The sequence below is a fragment of the Pseudomonas sp. RGM2987 genome (genome assembly GCF_022952855.1).
Taxonomy (GTDB): Bacteria; Pseudomonadota; Gammaproteobacteria; order Pseudomonadales; family Pseudomonadaceae; genus Aquipseudomonas.
This window is the reverse complement of the sequence record NZ_JALJDX010000218.1, coordinates 12,307-28,942: the sequence shown is the minus strand read 5'-3', so window position 1 is coordinate 28,942 and position 16,636 is coordinate 12,307. Positions and strand designations below refer to the sequence as shown.

Annotated in this window: 13 protein-coding genes and 1 tRNA gene; 10 read left to right on the top strand and 4 right to left on the bottom strand. The window is 56.2% G+C overall.

Annotated elements, in window-relative coordinates:
• The first annotated feature begins 2 nt into the window (after positions 1–2).
• From infB to RGM2987_RS23170, 9 genes are all read left to right on the top strand, one after another.
• Complete coding sequence (gene infB, locus RGM2987_RS23210; RefSeq protein WP_245145146.1) at positions 3–2,528, top strand: translation initiation factor IF-2; 2,526 nt, start codon at positions 3–5, stop codon at positions 2,526–2,528.
• Positions 2,529–2,686: 158 nt separating this feature from the next.
• Positions 2,687–3,082 carry a 30S ribosome-binding factor RbfA gene (rbfA, locus tag RGM2987_RS23205; protein ID WP_245145145.1) on the top strand — a complete coding sequence of 132 codons (396 nt, stop codon included), beginning with the start codon at positions 2,687–2,689 and terminating at the stop codon, positions 3,080–3,082.
• Positions 3,083–3,085: 3 nt separating this feature from the next.
• On the top strand, positions 3,086–4,003 hold the full coding sequence (gene truB / locus RGM2987_RS23200) for a tRNA pseudouridine(55) synthase TruB (RefSeq protein ID WP_060739216.1): 918 nt from the start codon (positions 3,086–3,088) through the stop codon (positions 4,001–4,003).
• Between the two features lie 143 nt (positions 4,004–4,146).
• Positions 4,147–4,416, top strand: coding sequence for a 30S ribosomal protein S15 (gene rpsO / locus RGM2987_RS23195; RefSeq protein WP_003177875.1), 270 nt, complete (start codon positions 4,147–4,149; stop codon positions 4,414–4,416).
• A 196-nt stretch (positions 4,417–4,612) separates the two neighbouring features.
• The gene (gene pnp / locus RGM2987_RS23190; protein ID WP_072411314.1) at positions 4,613–6,718 is read left to right on the top strand and encodes a polyribonucleotide nucleotidyltransferase; all 2,106 of its coding nucleotides are present in this window, start codon (positions 4,613–4,615) and stop codon (positions 6,716–6,718) included.
• A 124-nt stretch (positions 6,719–6,842) separates the two neighbouring features.
• Positions 6,843–6,917, top strand: a tRNA-Thr gene (locus RGM2987_RS23185).
• A gap of 791 nt (positions 6,918–7,708) precedes the next feature.
• Positions 7,709–8,050 carry a helix-turn-helix domain-containing protein gene (locus RGM2987_RS23180; RefSeq protein WP_186296024.1) on the top strand — a complete coding sequence of 114 codons (342 nt, stop codon included), beginning with the start codon at positions 7,709–7,711 and terminating at the stop codon, positions 8,048–8,050.
• Positions 8,051–8,053: 3 nt separating this feature from the next.
• On the top strand, positions 8,054–9,238 hold the full coding sequence (locus RGM2987_RS23175) for a replication protein RepA (protein WP_245145144.1): 1,185 nt from the start codon (positions 8,054–8,056) through the stop codon (positions 9,236–9,238).
• Between the two features lie 768 nt (positions 9,239–10,006).
• Positions 10,007–11,248: a hypothetical protein gene (locus RGM2987_RS23170; protein WP_245145143.1), complete on the top strand. Its 1,242-nt coding sequence runs from the start codon at positions 10,007–10,009 to the stop codon at positions 11,246–11,248.
• A gap of 835 nt (positions 11,249–12,083) precedes the next feature.
• Here the strand turns inward: RGM2987_RS23170 and RGM2987_RS23165 are convergent.
• The 3 genes from RGM2987_RS23165 to virB5 are packed head-to-tail and all read right to left on the bottom strand — an operon-like array spanning position 12,084 to position 14,642.
• Positions 12,084–13,160: a type IV secretion system protein gene (locus RGM2987_RS23165; RefSeq protein WP_245145142.1), complete on the bottom strand. Its 1,077-nt coding sequence runs from the start codon at positions 13,158–13,160 to the stop codon at positions 12,084–12,086.
• A gap of 1 nt (position 13,161) precedes the next feature.
• A complete protein-coding gene (locus RGM2987_RS23160; protein WP_245145141.1) occupies positions 13,162–13,422 on the bottom strand; it encodes an EexN family lipoprotein in 261 nt (86 codons plus the stop codon).
• Positions 13,419–14,642 carry a P-type DNA transfer protein VirB5 gene (gene virB5 / locus RGM2987_RS23155; protein WP_280640038.1) on the bottom strand — a complete coding sequence of 408 codons (1,224 nt, stop codon included), beginning with the start codon at positions 14,640–14,642 and terminating at the stop codon, positions 13,419–13,421. The genes RGM2987_RS23160 and virB5 overlap by 4 nt, the downstream gene beginning before the upstream one ends.
• A 453-nt stretch (positions 14,643–15,095) precedes the next feature.
• Here virB5 and RGM2987_RS23150 point away from each other — a divergent pair, with 453 nt between their 5' ends.
• Complete coding sequence (locus tag RGM2987_RS23150; RefSeq protein WP_245145140.1) at positions 15,096–15,638, top strand: plasmid mobilization relaxosome protein MobC; 543 nt, start codon at positions 15,096–15,098, stop codon at positions 15,636–15,638.
• A gap of 70 nt (positions 15,639–15,708) precedes the next feature.
• Here RGM2987_RS23150 and RGM2987_RS23145 read toward each other — a convergent pair whose 3' ends face one another.
• The gene (locus tag RGM2987_RS23145; protein ID WP_245145139.1) at positions 15,709–16,635 is read right to left on the bottom strand and encodes a hypothetical protein; all 927 of its coding nucleotides are present in this window, start codon (positions 16,633–16,635) and stop codon (positions 15,709–15,711) included.
• Between the last annotated feature and the right edge of the window lies 1 nt (position 16,636).

Sequence of the window (16,636 nt, the reverse complement as noted above, 5' to 3'; positions counted from 1 at the left end):
GCATGACGCAAGTCACGGTGAAACAACTGGCCGATGAGGTCAAAACACCGGTAGAGCGCCTGTTGCAGCAGATGCGTGAGGCAGGTCTGCCGCACACCGCCGCCGAGGAACATGTGACTGACAGTGAGAAGCAATCCCTGCTGACTCACTTGAAGAGCAGCCACAAGGCGAAAGTGGAAGAACCACGCAAGATCACGCTGCAGCGTAAAACCACCAGCACCCTGCGTGTTGCCGGTAGCAAAAGCATCAGTGTTGAAGTACGCAAGAAGAAAGTCTTCGTACAGCGCAGCCCGGAAGAAATCGAAGCCGAGCGCAAGCGCGAGCTGGAAGAGCGTCGCGCAGTAGAAAACGCTGCACGTCAGAAGGCTGAAGAAGAAGCCAAGCGTCGCGCCGAAGAAGAAGCGCGTCGCCAGCCTGCTGCTGCGCAACCTGCTCCGGTCGAAGCTGTTGCCGCCCCTGCTCCGGTAGCCGAGCCTGTGCGTGAAAGCGCACCGGTCGTAGCGCCGGCTCCGGCACCTGCGGATACCCGTAAACGCGACGAACAGCGTCGTCCCGACAAACCACGTGCCGACGACAACCGTCGTGGCGGTGGCGGTGGCGATGGCGAGCGCAAGAACGCTCCTCATCGTGCGTCGGTCAAGGAAAAGGCGCCGGCACCCCGCGTTGCGCCACGTACCACCGACGAAGAAAGCGATGGCTTCCGTCGCGGCGGTCGCGGCAAGGCCAAGCTGAAGAAACGCAACGCCCACGGTTTCCAGAGCCCTACTGGCCCTGTCGTGCGTGAAGTGAAGATCGGCGAGACCATCACTGTGGGCGACCTGGCCCAGCAGATGTCGGTCAAGGCTGCTGAAATCATCAAGTTCATGTTCAAGCTGGGCACGCCTGCGACCATCAACCAGGTTCTGGATCAGGAAACTGCCCAACTGGTTGCCGAAGAACTGGGCCACAAAGTGACCCTGGTCAGCGACACCGCCCTGGAAGATTCCCTGGCCGAGTCCCTGAAGTTCGAAGGTGAAGCAGTGCCTCGTGCGCCAGTCGTGACCGTCATGGGCCACGTTGACCACGGTAAGACCTCGCTGCTCGACTACATCCGTCGTGCCAAGGTAGCTGCGGGCGAAGCCGGCGGCATTACCCAGCACATCGGTGCCTACCACGTTGAAACCGAACGCGGCATGGTCACTTTCCTCGACACCCCGGGTCACGCCGCGTTTACCGCCATGCGTGCCCGTGGTGCCAAGGCGACCGACATCGTGATCCTGGTGGTCGCGGCGGACGACGGCGTGATGCCACAGACCATCGAAGCGGTCCAGCATGCCAAGGCAGCTGGCGTGCCGCTGGTGGTTGCGGTGAACAAGATCGACAAGCCGGGTGCCGACCTCGATCGCATCCGTAGCGAACTGTCGGTTCACGGCGTGACCTCCGAAGAGTGGGGTGGCGACACTCCATTCGTTCCGGTTTCGGCGAAGATGGGTACCGGCGTTGACGAACTGCTCGAAGCCGTTCTGTTGCAAGCCGAGGTCCTGGAACTGACAGCTACCCCTTCGGCCCCAGGCCGTGGTGTGGTTGTGGAATCGCGTCTCGACAAGGGCCGTGGCCCGGTTGCGACTGTCCTGGTTCAGGACGGTACCCTGCGCCAAGGCGACATGGTGCTGGTCGGCTCGAACTACGGCCGCGTGCGCGCCATGCTTGACGAGAACGGCAAGCCGATCAAGGAAGCCGGTCCTGCCATTCCGGTCGAGATCCTCGGCCTGGACGGTACGCCGGACGCTGGCGACGAGATGAGCGTTGTGGCGGACGAGAAGAAAGCCCGTGAAGTGGCTCTGTTCCGTCAGGGCAAGTTCCGCGAAGTCAAACTGGCTCGCGCTCACGCCGGCAAGCTGGAAAACATCTTCGAGAACATGGGCCAGGAAGAGAAGAAGACGCTCAACATCGTCCTCAAATCCGACGTCCGTGGCTCGCTGGAAGCCTTGCAGGGCGCTCTGAATGGCCTGGGCAACGACGAAGTGCAAGTACGCGTGGTCGGTGGCGGTGTCGGTGGTATCACCGAAAGCGACGCCAACCTGGCACTGGCTTCCAGCGCAGTACTGTTCGGCTTCAACGTGCGTGCCGATGCCGGTGCGCGCAAGATCGTCGAGCAGGAAGGTCTGGATATGCGTTACTACAACGTGATCTACGACATCATCGAAGACGTCAAGAAAGCCCTGACCGGTATGTTGGGCAGCGATGTCCGAGAAAACATCCTGGGCGTGGCCGAAGTTCGCGACGTGTTCCGTTCGCCGAAGTTTGGCGCCATCGCCGGCTGCATGGTGATCGAGGGTGTCGTTCACCGTAACCGTCCGATCCGTGTACTGCGTGAAGACATCGTGATCTTCGAGGGCGAGCTGGAATCGCTGCGTCGCTTCAAGGATGACGCTTCCGAAGTCCGTGCCGGCATGGAATGCGGTATTGGCGTCAAGAGCTACAACGACGTCAAGGTCGGCGACAAGATCGAAGTCTTCGAGAAGGTCCAGGTTGCTCGCAGCCTCTGACTCGCATGTTTCAAGAGCCGCACGAGGCTGGCGCATGAACATGCGCGGCCGCGCTGGCGGGCTCTAAACGCAACGCCCGGTCTGGCTTTTGCCAGGCCGGGCGTTTGCCGCTTTCAGACCTTGCGGGTTTCCCGTGGGGCAGTAACAGGTAACAAGACATGGCAAAAGAATACAGCCGTACCCAACGAATCGGCGATCAGATGCAGCGCGAGCTGGCCCAACTGATCCGCCGCGAAGTCAAAGACCCGCGCGTCGGCCTGGTCACCATCACCGCAGTGGAAGTCAGCCGTGACGTCGGTCATGCAAAGATTTTCATCACGGTGATGGGCCAGGACAGCGCCGAGGAAATCGCCCAGAGCATCAAGGTGCTCAACGCGGCCGCCGGTTTCCTGCGGATGCAGTTGGCCCGTGAAATGAAGCTGCGCAGCGTTCCACAGTTGCACTTCCACTACGACGAAAGCGTCGTGCGGGGCGCGCATCTGTCTGCGCTGATCGAGCGCGCGGTGGCTGAAGACAGCCAGCACGCGGCTGAACCCGAAGACTCCAAGGAGTAATCGGTGGCTCAGGTCAAACGTATCCGCCGTAACGTCAGCGGCATCATCCTGCTCGACAAACCATTGGGCTTTACCTCCAATGCGGCGTTGCAAAAGGTTCGCTGGCTGCTCAATGCCGAGAAGGCCGGGCACACCGGTAGCCTCGATCCGCTGGCCACCGGCGTGCTGCCGTTGTGCTTTGGCGAGGCGACCAAGTTCTCCCAGTACCTGCTCGATTCCGACAAGGGCTATGAAACCCTGGCGCAACTGGGCAAGACCACCACCACGGCGGATGCCGAAGGAGAGGTTCTGCTGGAGCGCCCGGTGACCGTTGGTCAGGCTGATATCGAAGCTGTGCTGCCGGGATTTCGTGGGCAAATCAGCCAGATACCGCCGATGTACTCGGCCTTGAAGCGTGATGGGCAGCCGTTGTACAAGCTGGCCCGTGCAGGCGAAGTAGTGGAGCGTGAACCGCGTTCTGTTACTATTGCGCGCTTGGAATTGCTGGCCTTTGACGGTAACACTGCGCGGCTGGCCGTGGATTGCAGCAAGGGCACCTATATTCGCACCCTGGTGGAGGATATCGGCGAGCAGCTGGGCTGTGGTGCGTACGTGGCAGAATTGCGACGGACCCAGGCCGGGCCTTTCACGTTGGCCCAGACGGTCACGCTGGAAGAACTCGAAGCGGTGCACGCCGAAGGCGGCAACGAGGCGGTCGACCGCTTCCTGATGCCATCGGACAGTGGCTTGCTGGACTGGCCGCTGTTGCAGTTCTCGGAACACAGTGCGTTCTACTGGCTTAACGGCCAGCCGGTACGTGCCCCGGACGCGCCGAAGTTCGGCATGGTCCGGGTGCAGGATCACAATGGTCGCTTCATCGGTATTGGTGAAGTGAGCGAAGACGGGCGCATTGCGCCGCGTCGACTGATTCGGTCGGAATGACCGGAACCAGCCCGCGTTACACCGGGCTGGCGAGTGTGGCTGTTAACAGGCACGGTCACTACTCATTTATAGATACAGGGATTTGTCCCTGGCCTGTTGAAGCTGTTTCCCTGAAACAGTTTCCTGATAAGAAGGATTGCCTCATGGCTCTCGACGTTCAAGAAAAAGCTCAAATCGTTGCTGACTACCAGCAAGCTGTTGGTGACACCGGTTCGCCAGAAGTGCAAGTTGCACTGCTGACCCACAACATCAACAAGCTGCAAGGTCACTTCAAGGCCAACGGTAAAGACCACCACTCCCGTCGTGGTCTGATCCGCATGGTAAACCAGCGTCGTAAGCTGCTGGACTACCTGAAAGGCAAGGATCTGGGTCGTTATCAGACTCTGATCGGTCGCCTGGGTCTGCGTCGCTAATCAGCGATTGCGCGCTCTGAGGTTGGTTGTTTGCCGTGTGCCAGCGGGTTTCCCGCAGGCCCATGGCAGGCTTCCAGCCTCAAGTTTTATCTGGATACACGTTTACCCTGGACAGGCGTTGGGCCGATTCCCGACATTGCCCAAGAATTTCGAAAGAAGACAGTTTCCCCAAGAGCCACAAAGAAGGTAGGACACCGTGAACCCGGTAATCAAAAAATTCCAGTTCGGTCAATCGACCGTTACCCTCGAGACTGGCCGTATCGCCCGTCAGGCCTCCGGCGCAGTGCTGGTCACCGTTGACGACGACGTCAGCGTATTGGTGACCGTCGTCGGTGCCAAGCAAGCCGATCCAGGCAAGGGCTTCTTCCCTCTGTCTGTTCACTACCAGGAAAAGACTTACGCTGCCGGTAAGATCCCTGGCGGTTTCTTCAAGCGCGAAGGCCGTCCTTCCGAGAAAGAAACCCTGACTTCCCGACTGATCGACCGTCCGATCCGTCCGCTGTTCCCGGAAGGTTTCATGAACGAAGTGCAGGTTGTCTGCACCGTCGTTTCCACCAGCAAGAAGACCGATCCGGACATCGCTGCGATGATCGGTACCTCGGCTGCGCTGGCCATCTCCGGCATTCCTTTCGATGGCCCGATCGGCGCTGCCCGCGTCGCGTTCCACGAAAGCACCGGCTACCTGCTGAACCCGACTTACGAGCAACTGAAGGCTTCGAGCCTGGACATGGTTGTTGCCGGTACGTCCGAAGCCGTGCTGATGGTTGAATCCGAAGCCAAGGAACTGACCGAAGACCAGATGCTGGGCGCCGTGCTGTTCGCCCACGACGAGTTCCAGGTGGTGATCAACGCCGTCAAGGAACTGGCCGCCGAAGCCGCCAAGCCAACCTGGACCTGGGCTCCGCAAGCCGAAGCCACCGAACTGCTGGGCGCGATCCGTGCCGAGTTCGGCGAAGCGATCTCCCAGGCCTACACCATCACCGTCAAGGCCGATCGTTACGCGCGCCTGGGCGAGTTGAAAGACCAGGTCGTTGCCAAGCTGTCCGGTGAAGAAGGCCAGCCGTCTGCCGCTGAAGTCAAAGCGGCTTTCGGTGAAATCGAATACCGCACCGTTCGCGAAAACATCGTCAACGGCAAGCCACGTATCGACGGTCGCGACACCCGCACCGTACGTCCGCTGAACATCGAAGTCGGCGTTCTGCCAAAGACCCACGGTTCGGCCCTGTTCACCCGTGGCGAAACCCAGGCACTGGTCGTTGCAACACTGGGCACCGCCCGTGACGCGCAACTGCTGGACACCCTGGAAGGCGAGAAAAAAGACCCGTTCATGCTGCACTACAACTTCCCGCCGTTCTCGGTCGGTGAATGTGGTCGCATGGGTGGCGCCGGTCGCCGCGAAATCGGCCACGGCCGTCTGGCCCGTCGTTCGGTCCAGGCCATGCTGCCAGCTGCCGACGTGTTCCCGTACACCATCCGTGTGGTCTCGGAAATCACCGAATCCAACGGTTCGAGCTCGATGGCTTCGGTCTGCGGTGCCTCCCTGGCCCTGATGGACGCTGGTGTGCCGATGAAGGCGCCGGTTGCCGGTATCGCCATGGGCCTGGTGAAGGAAGGCGAGAAATTTGCCGTCCTGACCGACATCCTCGGTGACGAAGACCACCTGGGCGACATGGACTTCAAAGTGGCCGGTACCGCCAAAGGCGTCACCGCACTGCAGATGGACATCAAGATCAAGGGCATCACCGAAGAAATCATGGAGATCGCCCTGGGCCAGGCCCTGGAAGCTCGCCTGAACATCCTCGGTCAGATGAACCAGATCATTGGTCAGTCCCGTACCGAGCTGTCGGAAAACGCTCCGACCATGATCGCGATGAAGATCGACACCGACAAGATCCGTGATGTCATCGGTAAAGGCGGCGCGACCATCCGTGCGATCTGCGAAGAAACCAAGGCTTCGATCGACATCGAAGACGACGGTTCGATCAAGATCTTCGGCGAAACCAAGGAAGCGGCAGAAGCAGCACGCCAACGCGTCCTGGGCATCACCGCCGAAGCCGAGATCGGCAAGATCTACGTCGGCAAGGTTGAGCGCATCGTCGACTTCGGTGCCTTCGTCAACATCCTGCCGGGCAAGGACGGTCTGGTGCACATCTCCATGCTGAGCGATGCTCGCGTCGAGAAAGTGACCGACATCCTGAAGGAAGGCCAGGAAGTGGAGGTGCTGGTACTGGACGTGGACAACCGCGGCCGTATCAAGCTGTCCATCAAGGACGTCGCAGCAGCCAAGGCATCGGGCGTTTAATCACCCTCTGCTTGACCGCTGAACAGCAAAACGCCCCGACTGGTTCGGGGCGTTTTGCTGTGTGTCGAAAAACCCTGTGTCGCAGGTTGCCTGTCCACAGGGCGCGATGCTAGGTTAGCTCACCGCCCGTGTAGCTCAGTCGGTAGAGCAGCGCACTCGTAACGCGAAGGTCGCAGGTTCGATCCTGTCTCGGGCACCAGGAACAAAATATGTTAAGGCCTTGGAATGGTGTCCGTTCCAGGGCCTTTTTGCTTTTATGTATCAGTTTTCATTGAGCTTTCATAAATTTTGTAAGTCAATGATTAGGTGTGATCGGAGAGTTTTGGTAAACCGAGGTACGTCTAGATATATGCGTAAATCCCATAAAAATTTGTGCCTCGGTGGGACAAAATTGGGACAAATCGATCATGGTCCTCCTGATTGATCCGGCTTCGTCAATCAGCGCTCACGTTAACTGACGGGGCTGTACCACTTGGCGTTATCGGTAACGTGGCTTATGATCCGGGATATTGAGCTTAGGCTCGATACCCTTCGAGGTAGTCAACCTCGAATGTGATCTAGGATGAGTGGGAGGCTAGGACTGTGAATGTTCTGGCGCTTTCCGGACGGGCGATTAATCCGCCCATGCTGCCCAATGGGTGTCCCAAGAAAGCTAAGCTGCCGCGGATTCAACCACTCAGGGATCACTGGACGCTAACGCGGCAGTTGAGCCACCCCAAAGGTGAGATAGGGGATCGGCAAAAGTGAACATGCGACACAGCGCCGGGGTAGCGTCCGGTAAAGAGTCTCGGGGTGTAAGGGCATGCGAGTGACCTTACTCAATCCTGCCGCTGACATGGCAAGGCCACCCTTAGACTCCCGAAATCAGGCCCTAGTCTTGCGGGCGTTGTTAGGAAGTGCTGTTTCCTCCAACACCTTATAGAGCCTCACCGCAACTCGCGTATTGGCGTCGTCCCAAGGGACGACTGCCTTCTACGCATGAGGTGCGGCATGGCCGTCTTTCCAATAAGCACGCTTGAATTCCTATGCAAAAGCTATCCGCCAACGCTTACCGTTGAGCAGGTCAGCGAAATCACTAGTGAACAGCCTCAGACCATTCGTAATTTGGTCAGCCAGGGGCGCTATCGCATTCCTTCCTTCAAAATTGGTCGCAAGCGTGTTTTTCGGCTGGTGGATGTTGCTGACTTCATTGACAGGCAATTCCAAGCTGACCCCAGCCATCCGAGTCATTTAAAACCCCGGCGCGGTAGGCCCACAAAAATTGAGCAAATGGCCCGGCGGCGTCCGGCAGAGGATGTACTGCCGCCGACTACGCACGTAAGTGGAGGCTGAGTTATGGGGGCCAGCCTACTATGTCGTTCGCTCCTAAATGCCGATACTGAAGGGTTTGACGAGGCGGGGTACTGCGCAAAACTTGTGCTTGCTGGCATATCCGCCGAAACGGCTGCGGTAATTGCAGCCAAGAAAGCAGCAATAAAGACGATGCAGGTTGCAGATGTAAAATCAGATCGATCAACACGATCGGCGAAGCCAGCGCGCGTTCCTGGGCTCCGTCCAGCCGCTGATATTGCCCTACGAGGTTTGTCATCTCTGCCTCCAGAGCCCAAGACAGCGTCCATAGCAAAGCAAACGCGTATTCACTCTACAAAGGCGGCTAAGGCAAGCACAGCGAAGGCAGCGGATCTTTTTGATACTGCTCTTGCGATCCAGAACCAAGAGGCGGCAGCGGCCGGCCAGATTGGCTATATGGCGCGCGCTATGATCTGGGCATCAATGCCGCATAAGAAAGTTGATGGAGCATTTTACAAGCGCGACAACGGCCTTGCCTCCATCACCATGTTGGTGGACCCTGATATTGGTCTTCCGTATGGAAAGCTGCCGCGACTCATTTCCGCGTGGTTAACACGGGAGGCAAAGTTGACTGGGTCGCGTGAGTTGAAGCTTGGTCGGAGCTTTAACGAATTCGTCGAGAAGCTCGGCCTATCAACGAGTGGGGGGCTACGTGGCGATACCTCTCGACTGAAGATGCAGGCTACGAAATTGTTTAGCACCACTATTTCGCTAAAAGCGCATCAGGGTCAGGATTTTTCCTACAAGAACGTCGCGCTGTCGGATGAGGGCATACTCCGTTGGGGTCAGAAGAACCACGGTGGAGGTTCGCTTTGGGAGAGTACGATTACCCTGTCGGAAGCATTCTACCGGGAGTGTATGGACTACGCCGTGCCGTTCGATCTGCGCGTATTGCACTGCTTGCGATCACCCCTGGCGATAGATCTGTATTTATGGCTGACGTGGCGCATGTTCATCCTTAGACGGCCAGCCCTGATTCCATGGAACGCTCTGCGCTTTCAATTTGGCGTAGGCTACGCGACCACTCCCCAGGGGATGGCGCATTTCCGCGCGGAGTTCAATCGCTGTTTGCACGACGTACATGTGCTGTATCCGACTGCCCGGCTTTCGTCTGAACGCGATGGGTTACGGCTGCTACCAAGTCCGCCTCATGTTCGAGCGCTTACGTGAGGCGTTGTAAAAGGCCATTCCTGCGAGAAATGTTTAAGTCTGGAATGATTCTGGCAATCAGTGGGTGCCCTGTGGATAAAGTCAGGCGTTTTCGCTGAAACGCCGATACCACCACGCTGAAACTCCGATAGAAGGAAGCTGAAACGCCGATACGAAGACGCTGAAATGCCGATAAAAATACTTCTGAAATGAATCTTACTTGTTGATTTATAAAGGGAATATCGACTTGTTTGAGTGTGGCAAGTATCTTTCAAATAAACAAATATCTCAATTATTCATTGCCTAAACCGTTGCTGTATTGCGCCTAAGATCGTCACCCATAAGCGTCCGGCAAACACGCCTTCCAAACGCAGTCACTTAAGCCGATGGCGTCGAGTAGAAATCGAATCCGGCGATGGGCACCAGGTAGTTCGGGCTGTTGTTCACGGGGTCGCTACGAAGTGGCAAGCGCGTAGCACCGATAATGAGTTTCGTCCAGTCGGCGTGCTCAACAGCCATGATCCGTATGCTTGCCTTAGGAAGAATGTTCTCACGCGGCTGCCAACACAGCGGGGAGTGGAATCAGCGACAGCGGACGCATAAATGGGCCCGTTTAACAACGCAACGCATGCTAAGAAATATTAATCGCGGGTTCACCCCAGCGAGTGACAGAGCTGCCTTAGGGGTCATCGAGTAACGAGCTGAGTCTGGACAGTTGACCGCCCAACTGTTTCCGTGAGCTAGGTTGGTTGGCTAATTTGGGGCTTACCGAACCAACACTCCGCTTGGATGACAGATGACTGGATGGTGCGATCCCTTTCGCAGGGTAAACGCCGCTTCTTTAAAGGTGATATCGTTTTAATGTCTTTCCAGTCTTGGATTTTTGATCGCATGACCAATCCTATCCGTGTGTACCTAGACAGCAGCGATTTCTCAAATTTTTCCGATCCTAGGGAAGATGCAGCATCACTAAAGGTCCTTCGAAACAAGCTGCTGAGTTGGGTGGAAGCCGGGGATATCGAAATAAGATATTCCATGGCGCACATCATGGAAGCAGTACCTATTGACCTAGACATCCCCGGACTAGGTAGACGACGCCTCAACTGCATAAAAGAATTGTGTGGAAAAAAAGTTTTTGCTGATCCAATCACCTTGGTCTCACAAGAGCTTTCAGGTAGTAACAAAGTCCCTCTGGTGAACAACGAAGGGCACTGGTTCCCTAGCGCTGGAGCGATTTGGGATGATGAGACTGAAGGCACCCCTGACCCTCCAAAAAGTCGCCAACAAAGACGCTTCGAAATATCTAAACTCAAAAAATCTAAAGCAAATATGGATGAAGTTCAGGAATTTCTTCGGGAATATCCGGTTAAAAAAAGGAACGCACTCGCGATGTTTTCGAAACCGCGTTCCGGCGAGGCGGTCGCGAACGCATTGCAGAACTCGGTCAAAGATCTGGGTTTTCTATACGACTGGTACATCGAGAATTGGAGTAGGTCGACCGAGTATTCGAAAGCTGTTCGTGGTGCTGGCAAAGAGTTAAGTGATTTGCTCACAACCGCTGCCAGTGAGATCAAAGCTCTCCATCTGACACTAATGAACAGCGGGGTGAGCGGTTCTGAGGTTCAAAAGCAGTTGATGAATCACGCCAAAGAACTCGCAGATAAGGCGTCGCAGGATATGATCGACTCACTGTCCGAAGGGCGGGTTTCACCAGAACTTAAGGTGAAGGCGAATCTAGAGTCCACACCGTCCTTGTACGTATTTTCGAAGCTATTGGCCCAGATATTCTTGTCATCAGCGGTAGCAGTCAAAAATACCCGAAAAGCTCGGGATAGCGACTTGGGGGATCTGGTGCACTCGATGTACGTCCCCTATGTAGACATCTTCCGGGCTGACCTGGCCACCGCTAGTGCCTTGCATAAGGCGCAACTAGGTTCTAATACCAGAATCGTCACTAGTTTGGAGCAGCTTGTGGTTGAACTGGAGTCGATGGTGGTCGCACGTAAATCCAGTGAGCTCGGCACTGGATAAGCTGCTGATCAGTCCCTCCTACATCACAGCGACAGACGTTTATCCATTACTTGGTGCTGAGCCAGATGGTGAGCACGCGGATCATCGCGCGAGTGGGGCAATCGTCTGGCAGTTCCGCGCTTCGCGCGGGCAACCCCTTCGGTTGCATCCCGCGTCCTATCCTTGCCGGACTGGCGGCAGGGGCAGGTCCTGCGGCTTCGCCTGGTTCCTACCCCTGGCGCTAGGCTTGGACGCTTGCAGCTGTATCAAGGGTAAAGGCTGCGCCCATCATCCTCGCCCGTTCGGTGCTCGCCCTGACGGGCTCTGCTCCGCTGCGGCCTCCGGTGATGCCCTTGACACATCTTCCAGCTGAGACGGCGCTGTAGAGCGTACCAAATCACTCAAATCCAGAGCGCCGTCTACAAAAGCCTGAGCGCGAGCTTCATCTTCGGTACCTAGGCTAAAACCCGAAAGCTCGATCGATGCTCGAGCATAATCGACTGCTTTCTGCCTGCGCTTTCGCTCCTGGTCGGAAATTGCATTGCGTAGCTTCATATGATCACTCTGAAATACCGAGAACAGGTTAATAACAAGACAAATTCTGCGCGGACTCAGAGGGTCAAGGGCGGTACCGCAAGCCGCAGCCCGCGAAGCGGGACCGGGTGAGGATGCCGGCGAAGCGGACCCTTGACGCGCTTTCCACGATGACCCTATTGGCTGGGTTGCGGGAGGCGTTACCCCGCAGCCCTGCCACCCGGCGAGGGGCAGGAAGTCCAGAGGGGCAGAGCCCCTCTGGGTAAGCCCAACAGGGCGCGCAGGACGAACGCACATATAGCCAAAGAGAGTCGATGAAGGATTAGTCTCGTCCAATCCCTCCACCCTTGGCGGGTCCCCAGTTCTTGCCGAGGTTCTCCATGATGTGCTGCCGATAGGCAGGGTTCCACATCGAGTTACCCGCCGCCAGATGATTAAGCCGGCCCCCCGTGACCATCATCCCACTTTGCAAATCGCGGCGCGTGCTTTGTCGGTTCAAAACCTGGGTGACGGGGGAGGCCGCTGCCTGGGTGACTTGTCGGAGCGTGATACCTGCCGAAGACATGCCGCCGGCCAAGGCCGCCGCCGCTTCAAATGCCTTTTGCAGCAAGAATAGGGTGACACCCGTGACGATCAGGATTTCAAGCATCGTGGCGATAGGGTGGTCAGTGGTGGAAGCCAGAACCGTGGCCGTAAGCGTACTGAAAAACTTCATGCCCATACCGAGAACCGTTGTCACGAGAGCGATTTGCATGATGTAGGTCATGACCTGACCGAACCAGCTATCAAACCATTTAGCAGTGACGGGGAACATCAGCATTGCGATGAAGAACGGGCCGATTCCGAGCATGACGGTAAGCATGATCTTGGAAACGATGACCATCGCGCCGGCAGGAACGGCGACTAAGAGCGTGGCGAGGTAGATGATGACGGCGTTCAAAAAGTCATAAGCCGCCATGGTGTATTCATACCATTGCCGTTTGCCCATTTTTTCGAGCATGTCGCCGCCGATCTTGAAGCCATCCGTGACCGCTTTATCAAGCACCTGATAGACCGAGGTTGCCTGCGTACTGCTACCCGATGCCGAGAACGCATCAGCCACGCCGGTTTCCAAGCCGCGCAGAGCTTCGACAACCCATAAAAGGTATGTCGGGGCACTCATCGCCAAGCCGCTAATGACAATGAACTTTCCGCACGTTTTCATAAAATTTGAGGAGGGCGCTTCGATATATCCGAAGATGATGGCGAACCCCATCAGGACGAACGTCAGCGTTCCACCGTAAATGAAAACGTCGGTGAACATGGAAATGACGTTGCCCGACGTGACCTGAACGAACGTGTTCAGGGTCATGTCGATACTTTCGCCAATCCACTCGAAAATATTTGATTCGATTGCCATTTCACTTTCCCCCTTCGAGCGCGTTTATCGGGGCGTGCTTCGTGTAGCCGCGCTTTTCAACGGTCAGATGGTTTGCCGCCGTAACGGCATTGATGCAGTTCGGGGAGACATTTAGTTCTCCGGGGTTAGCCTTGCACTTGGCAATCATGGCCGAGCGCTCGGCCTCATGGATCTTGTACCAATCGACGGTTTGAACAGGCGTGTTCTTGCCGCAGCCAGCCAGGACGGCGGCGACGACCAGGGCGATAGAGAGCTTTTTCATTTGCGGACCTCGCGCGCTTCGCCGTCGATAGTTCGGCCGTTGAATTGCCGTGCTTCGTGCTGTTGCAGCACGTCCAATGCGTGGGCCAACTCGGCCGCGTCGATGATGCGTAGCGCCACGACGGTGCGCAGAGCGCTTTCCCGTGTGCCTGCCCAATGGCCGGCGAAGCGGTGGCCAGAATTGCGCAGCACAAACACGCAGCCGCTCAGGCACGCCACGGAGATCAAGGCTGCCATGCCGGAGGCAATTGGGGCCGACTGGCGCGGTAGCGTGATAGCGAACCAATCTATTGCCGCCACCAGGAACGGAACGATGGCGAGGGTTGCGGCCAGAATGTCACCTTGAACAAGGGACGGTGCGCGGCGGCCGACTTCACGCGAGAAGCCCATGCGATCAATGCAGAGCCACCACCGCCGCATAAACAGGAGCGTGAAGAAGCAAGCAACCAGAACAGGGGCGTGAATATAGGAAATCATGGTGTGTCCCTCACTTGTCCAGCAGGTTGAAAGGCTGGTGCTTCGTGTATTCACGATTAGCCAGAACCTTGGCATTGATTCACGCTGCCGTTGCTGCTGTAGACGGTCCTCGGCCTGCGCCACCATTTGGTACATCTGGAGCTTGGTTTGCTCGTTCTGGATCATGGCTTGCTCGGCCGCGATCCGGCCTTGCAGCTCCGCGATGGCCTTGGGGTCCTGGGTCTGGCTGATGCGGCCCATCAGTCCATCAATTTGCTGCAAACGGCCTTTGGCTTTGTCGTAGGCGTCCAGGGCGAAAGCTTTATCCTGAGCACCCTTCACGGCCTGCGCTTCGCAGCTCGTCCGCTGCGCCGTCACTGCGAAATTGGCACACGCGTCATAGATCTTGTTGTCGTTGTAGATTTGGCCAGCTCGCCCGCTCAGGCCGGAATAGCCGCCGGTTTTTACGCTGTCATAGACGGCTTGCCAGTCTTGGGGCAGGTAGTCTCGTAGTTCCGGGTTGTCCATGATGCCGCCCATTCCACGCGATCCGGTGATCGACTGGTATTGCTGCTTCATCTGGTCAATCTGCGACGTCATCTGCTCGACTTGCTGCGCCCAGCGCGCAGTGTTGGCCGCGAACTCGGCCATGGTCATCGGCGAGTCACTTGCCTGGGTAGTTACTGTTACAGGTATTTGCGCGAAAGCTGCTGAAGGCATCGCAATACCTACAGCTATGAACCAAGACGGTAAGGGATTTTTCATATTCGCCACTCCAAAGGTTGGGGGCGAACGCAGGATCGTACTGTTCCGATCTGTCGGTCTGTTTAGGAACCGCGCCCGGCACGCTGAGCGTTCTTGGGGCGACTAGGCGACCATTCTGTTCATGGTGGTCAGGCCCTTCTTCTCAGGCCGGCACCCGGTACGCGCGAGGCGTTCTTGGGGTAGTGCAACGTTCGTTAGAAGACCAAAACTATTCATTCTGGCGTGTAGCATTTTCCCATTTTGGCTACGGAATGTCGATTACGCAAAGCCGCAGAATCGTTTACTCAACAGCTTCAACACGTGCCGGAAATTTAGTCATGACGAAGAAACGTAAGCTCATGAGGGCTAGTGCAGGATAGGCTACTCGCCGGTAAACTACCCCGGTAGTTTTGGTATTGCCCCTGTCGGGGCCTTCATCATTGAGGGGGCTAGTTGGATATGGAGAAAGCGAAGATGTCGAAGTCGGCCCAGTATCTGGACGTGTACTTGGGTGCGCTCAAAGAGCCATGGGCCGACTACTGCAAGGTCCTGGGTAAGAAGCCCGGAGCCGCCATCAAAGAAGCCATCGAGCAGCAATTGGCGAAGGCCGCAGCTAATCCACCGCCGAAAACGTATCACCAGACGCGGGAAGCGCCGGCCGCCGAACCCAAGGTGCGCTTTGAAATTCTGCTGACAGAATCCGAGAAGCGCGCAATCCGAGAACGGGCAAACGTCGAACGGTGTTCTATGCGGCGCTGGATAATTGATGCCATTCGGGTCGGCTTAACTCACGAGCCGCAGTTTGGAATGAACGAGATTGATGCCTTAGGCGAGTCGAACTATCAGCTGCTCGTTCTAGGTCGAAATTTAAATCAGATCGCCAGACGCCTTAATGAGGGCGGGTATGAACCGCTGGCGGTAGAGCGAATTGAAATGCTCTCAAAACTAATCAAAGAGCATACTGAAGTTGTTAGTAGGTCTATTCAGGCAAGTTTGGAACGGTGGGACATAAAGTGAGTCTGTCACCTAATGATCACCGTGCCTCAAATTAAATGCTGGGGCTGAGTGTAAGGTATCAATATGTTGCTTAAGTGAAGTTGATTGTTCCTTTTGCTGCCTGATTCCAGGCTTTCAATTTCGCCATCGTTGCGACTTCCACATGTTCGCAAAAATCCACTAAGCGACATCTGTCAAACAGCAAGCCTGCATAAGCAGTTAATCCGCACCACCTAGAGCGGTCGGCCGCTTCCGATACACAAAATGCTCGCACAGGCATAAATGAAAAAACTCGCTCGCTAGTCCAGCGCTTTAGAAAAGCGTCGGGTTGAAGCTGAGTGCTTTGCGACTCCCAAGTAGTGCCGGTTTTGCATTGAGCAAATAAAATAAGCTGATTAGCAGTGCCGTCAGCAAACGGTACCCACGCAACCGAATCCAAACGATCGTCATTTGCGCTGACGGCTGCCGCGTCCCAGTTCTTGAAGCACCCGCCTTCTTTAATCTCTTGGCAGAGATGGTTTACTTTGTCCTCAAATTTGTTACCGATGGCCGTACCAAATACCATAGATTTTGCGCGATCCTTTCCTAGATAGCATTTTAATATCTGTGCGGAAATTTCTTCGAGTATTGTTGTGCCATCTATGCCTGCGTGAATCTTGGCTTTTAGCATGTTGAGGCGAGTGCTTAGAAGAAGGTAGAGGTATACAGCCTGTTTTTGATTACCTTCGTCGAACTGGCATTTGAGTACTGTACCCTCAAGCTCAAGAACAAAAGGGTATCCCTCATTACAAGCCTGACTTCGACGTTCAAGCTCGTTCATAGTCTCGTCCAGCTCGACCGCATTTTCGTCATCGTTGTCGTCACATCCGACATTATTATCGTTGTCGTCCTCGCGTCCTAGGTAGGCGACAATTTCACGCGCCGATACTAGGCCTTTGCACCATGCTAGTAACTCTGCAAAGTCTGCTAACTCATTTACATCTGCTTTGGGTGACGGCTGATTTGGTAGTTTGAACATT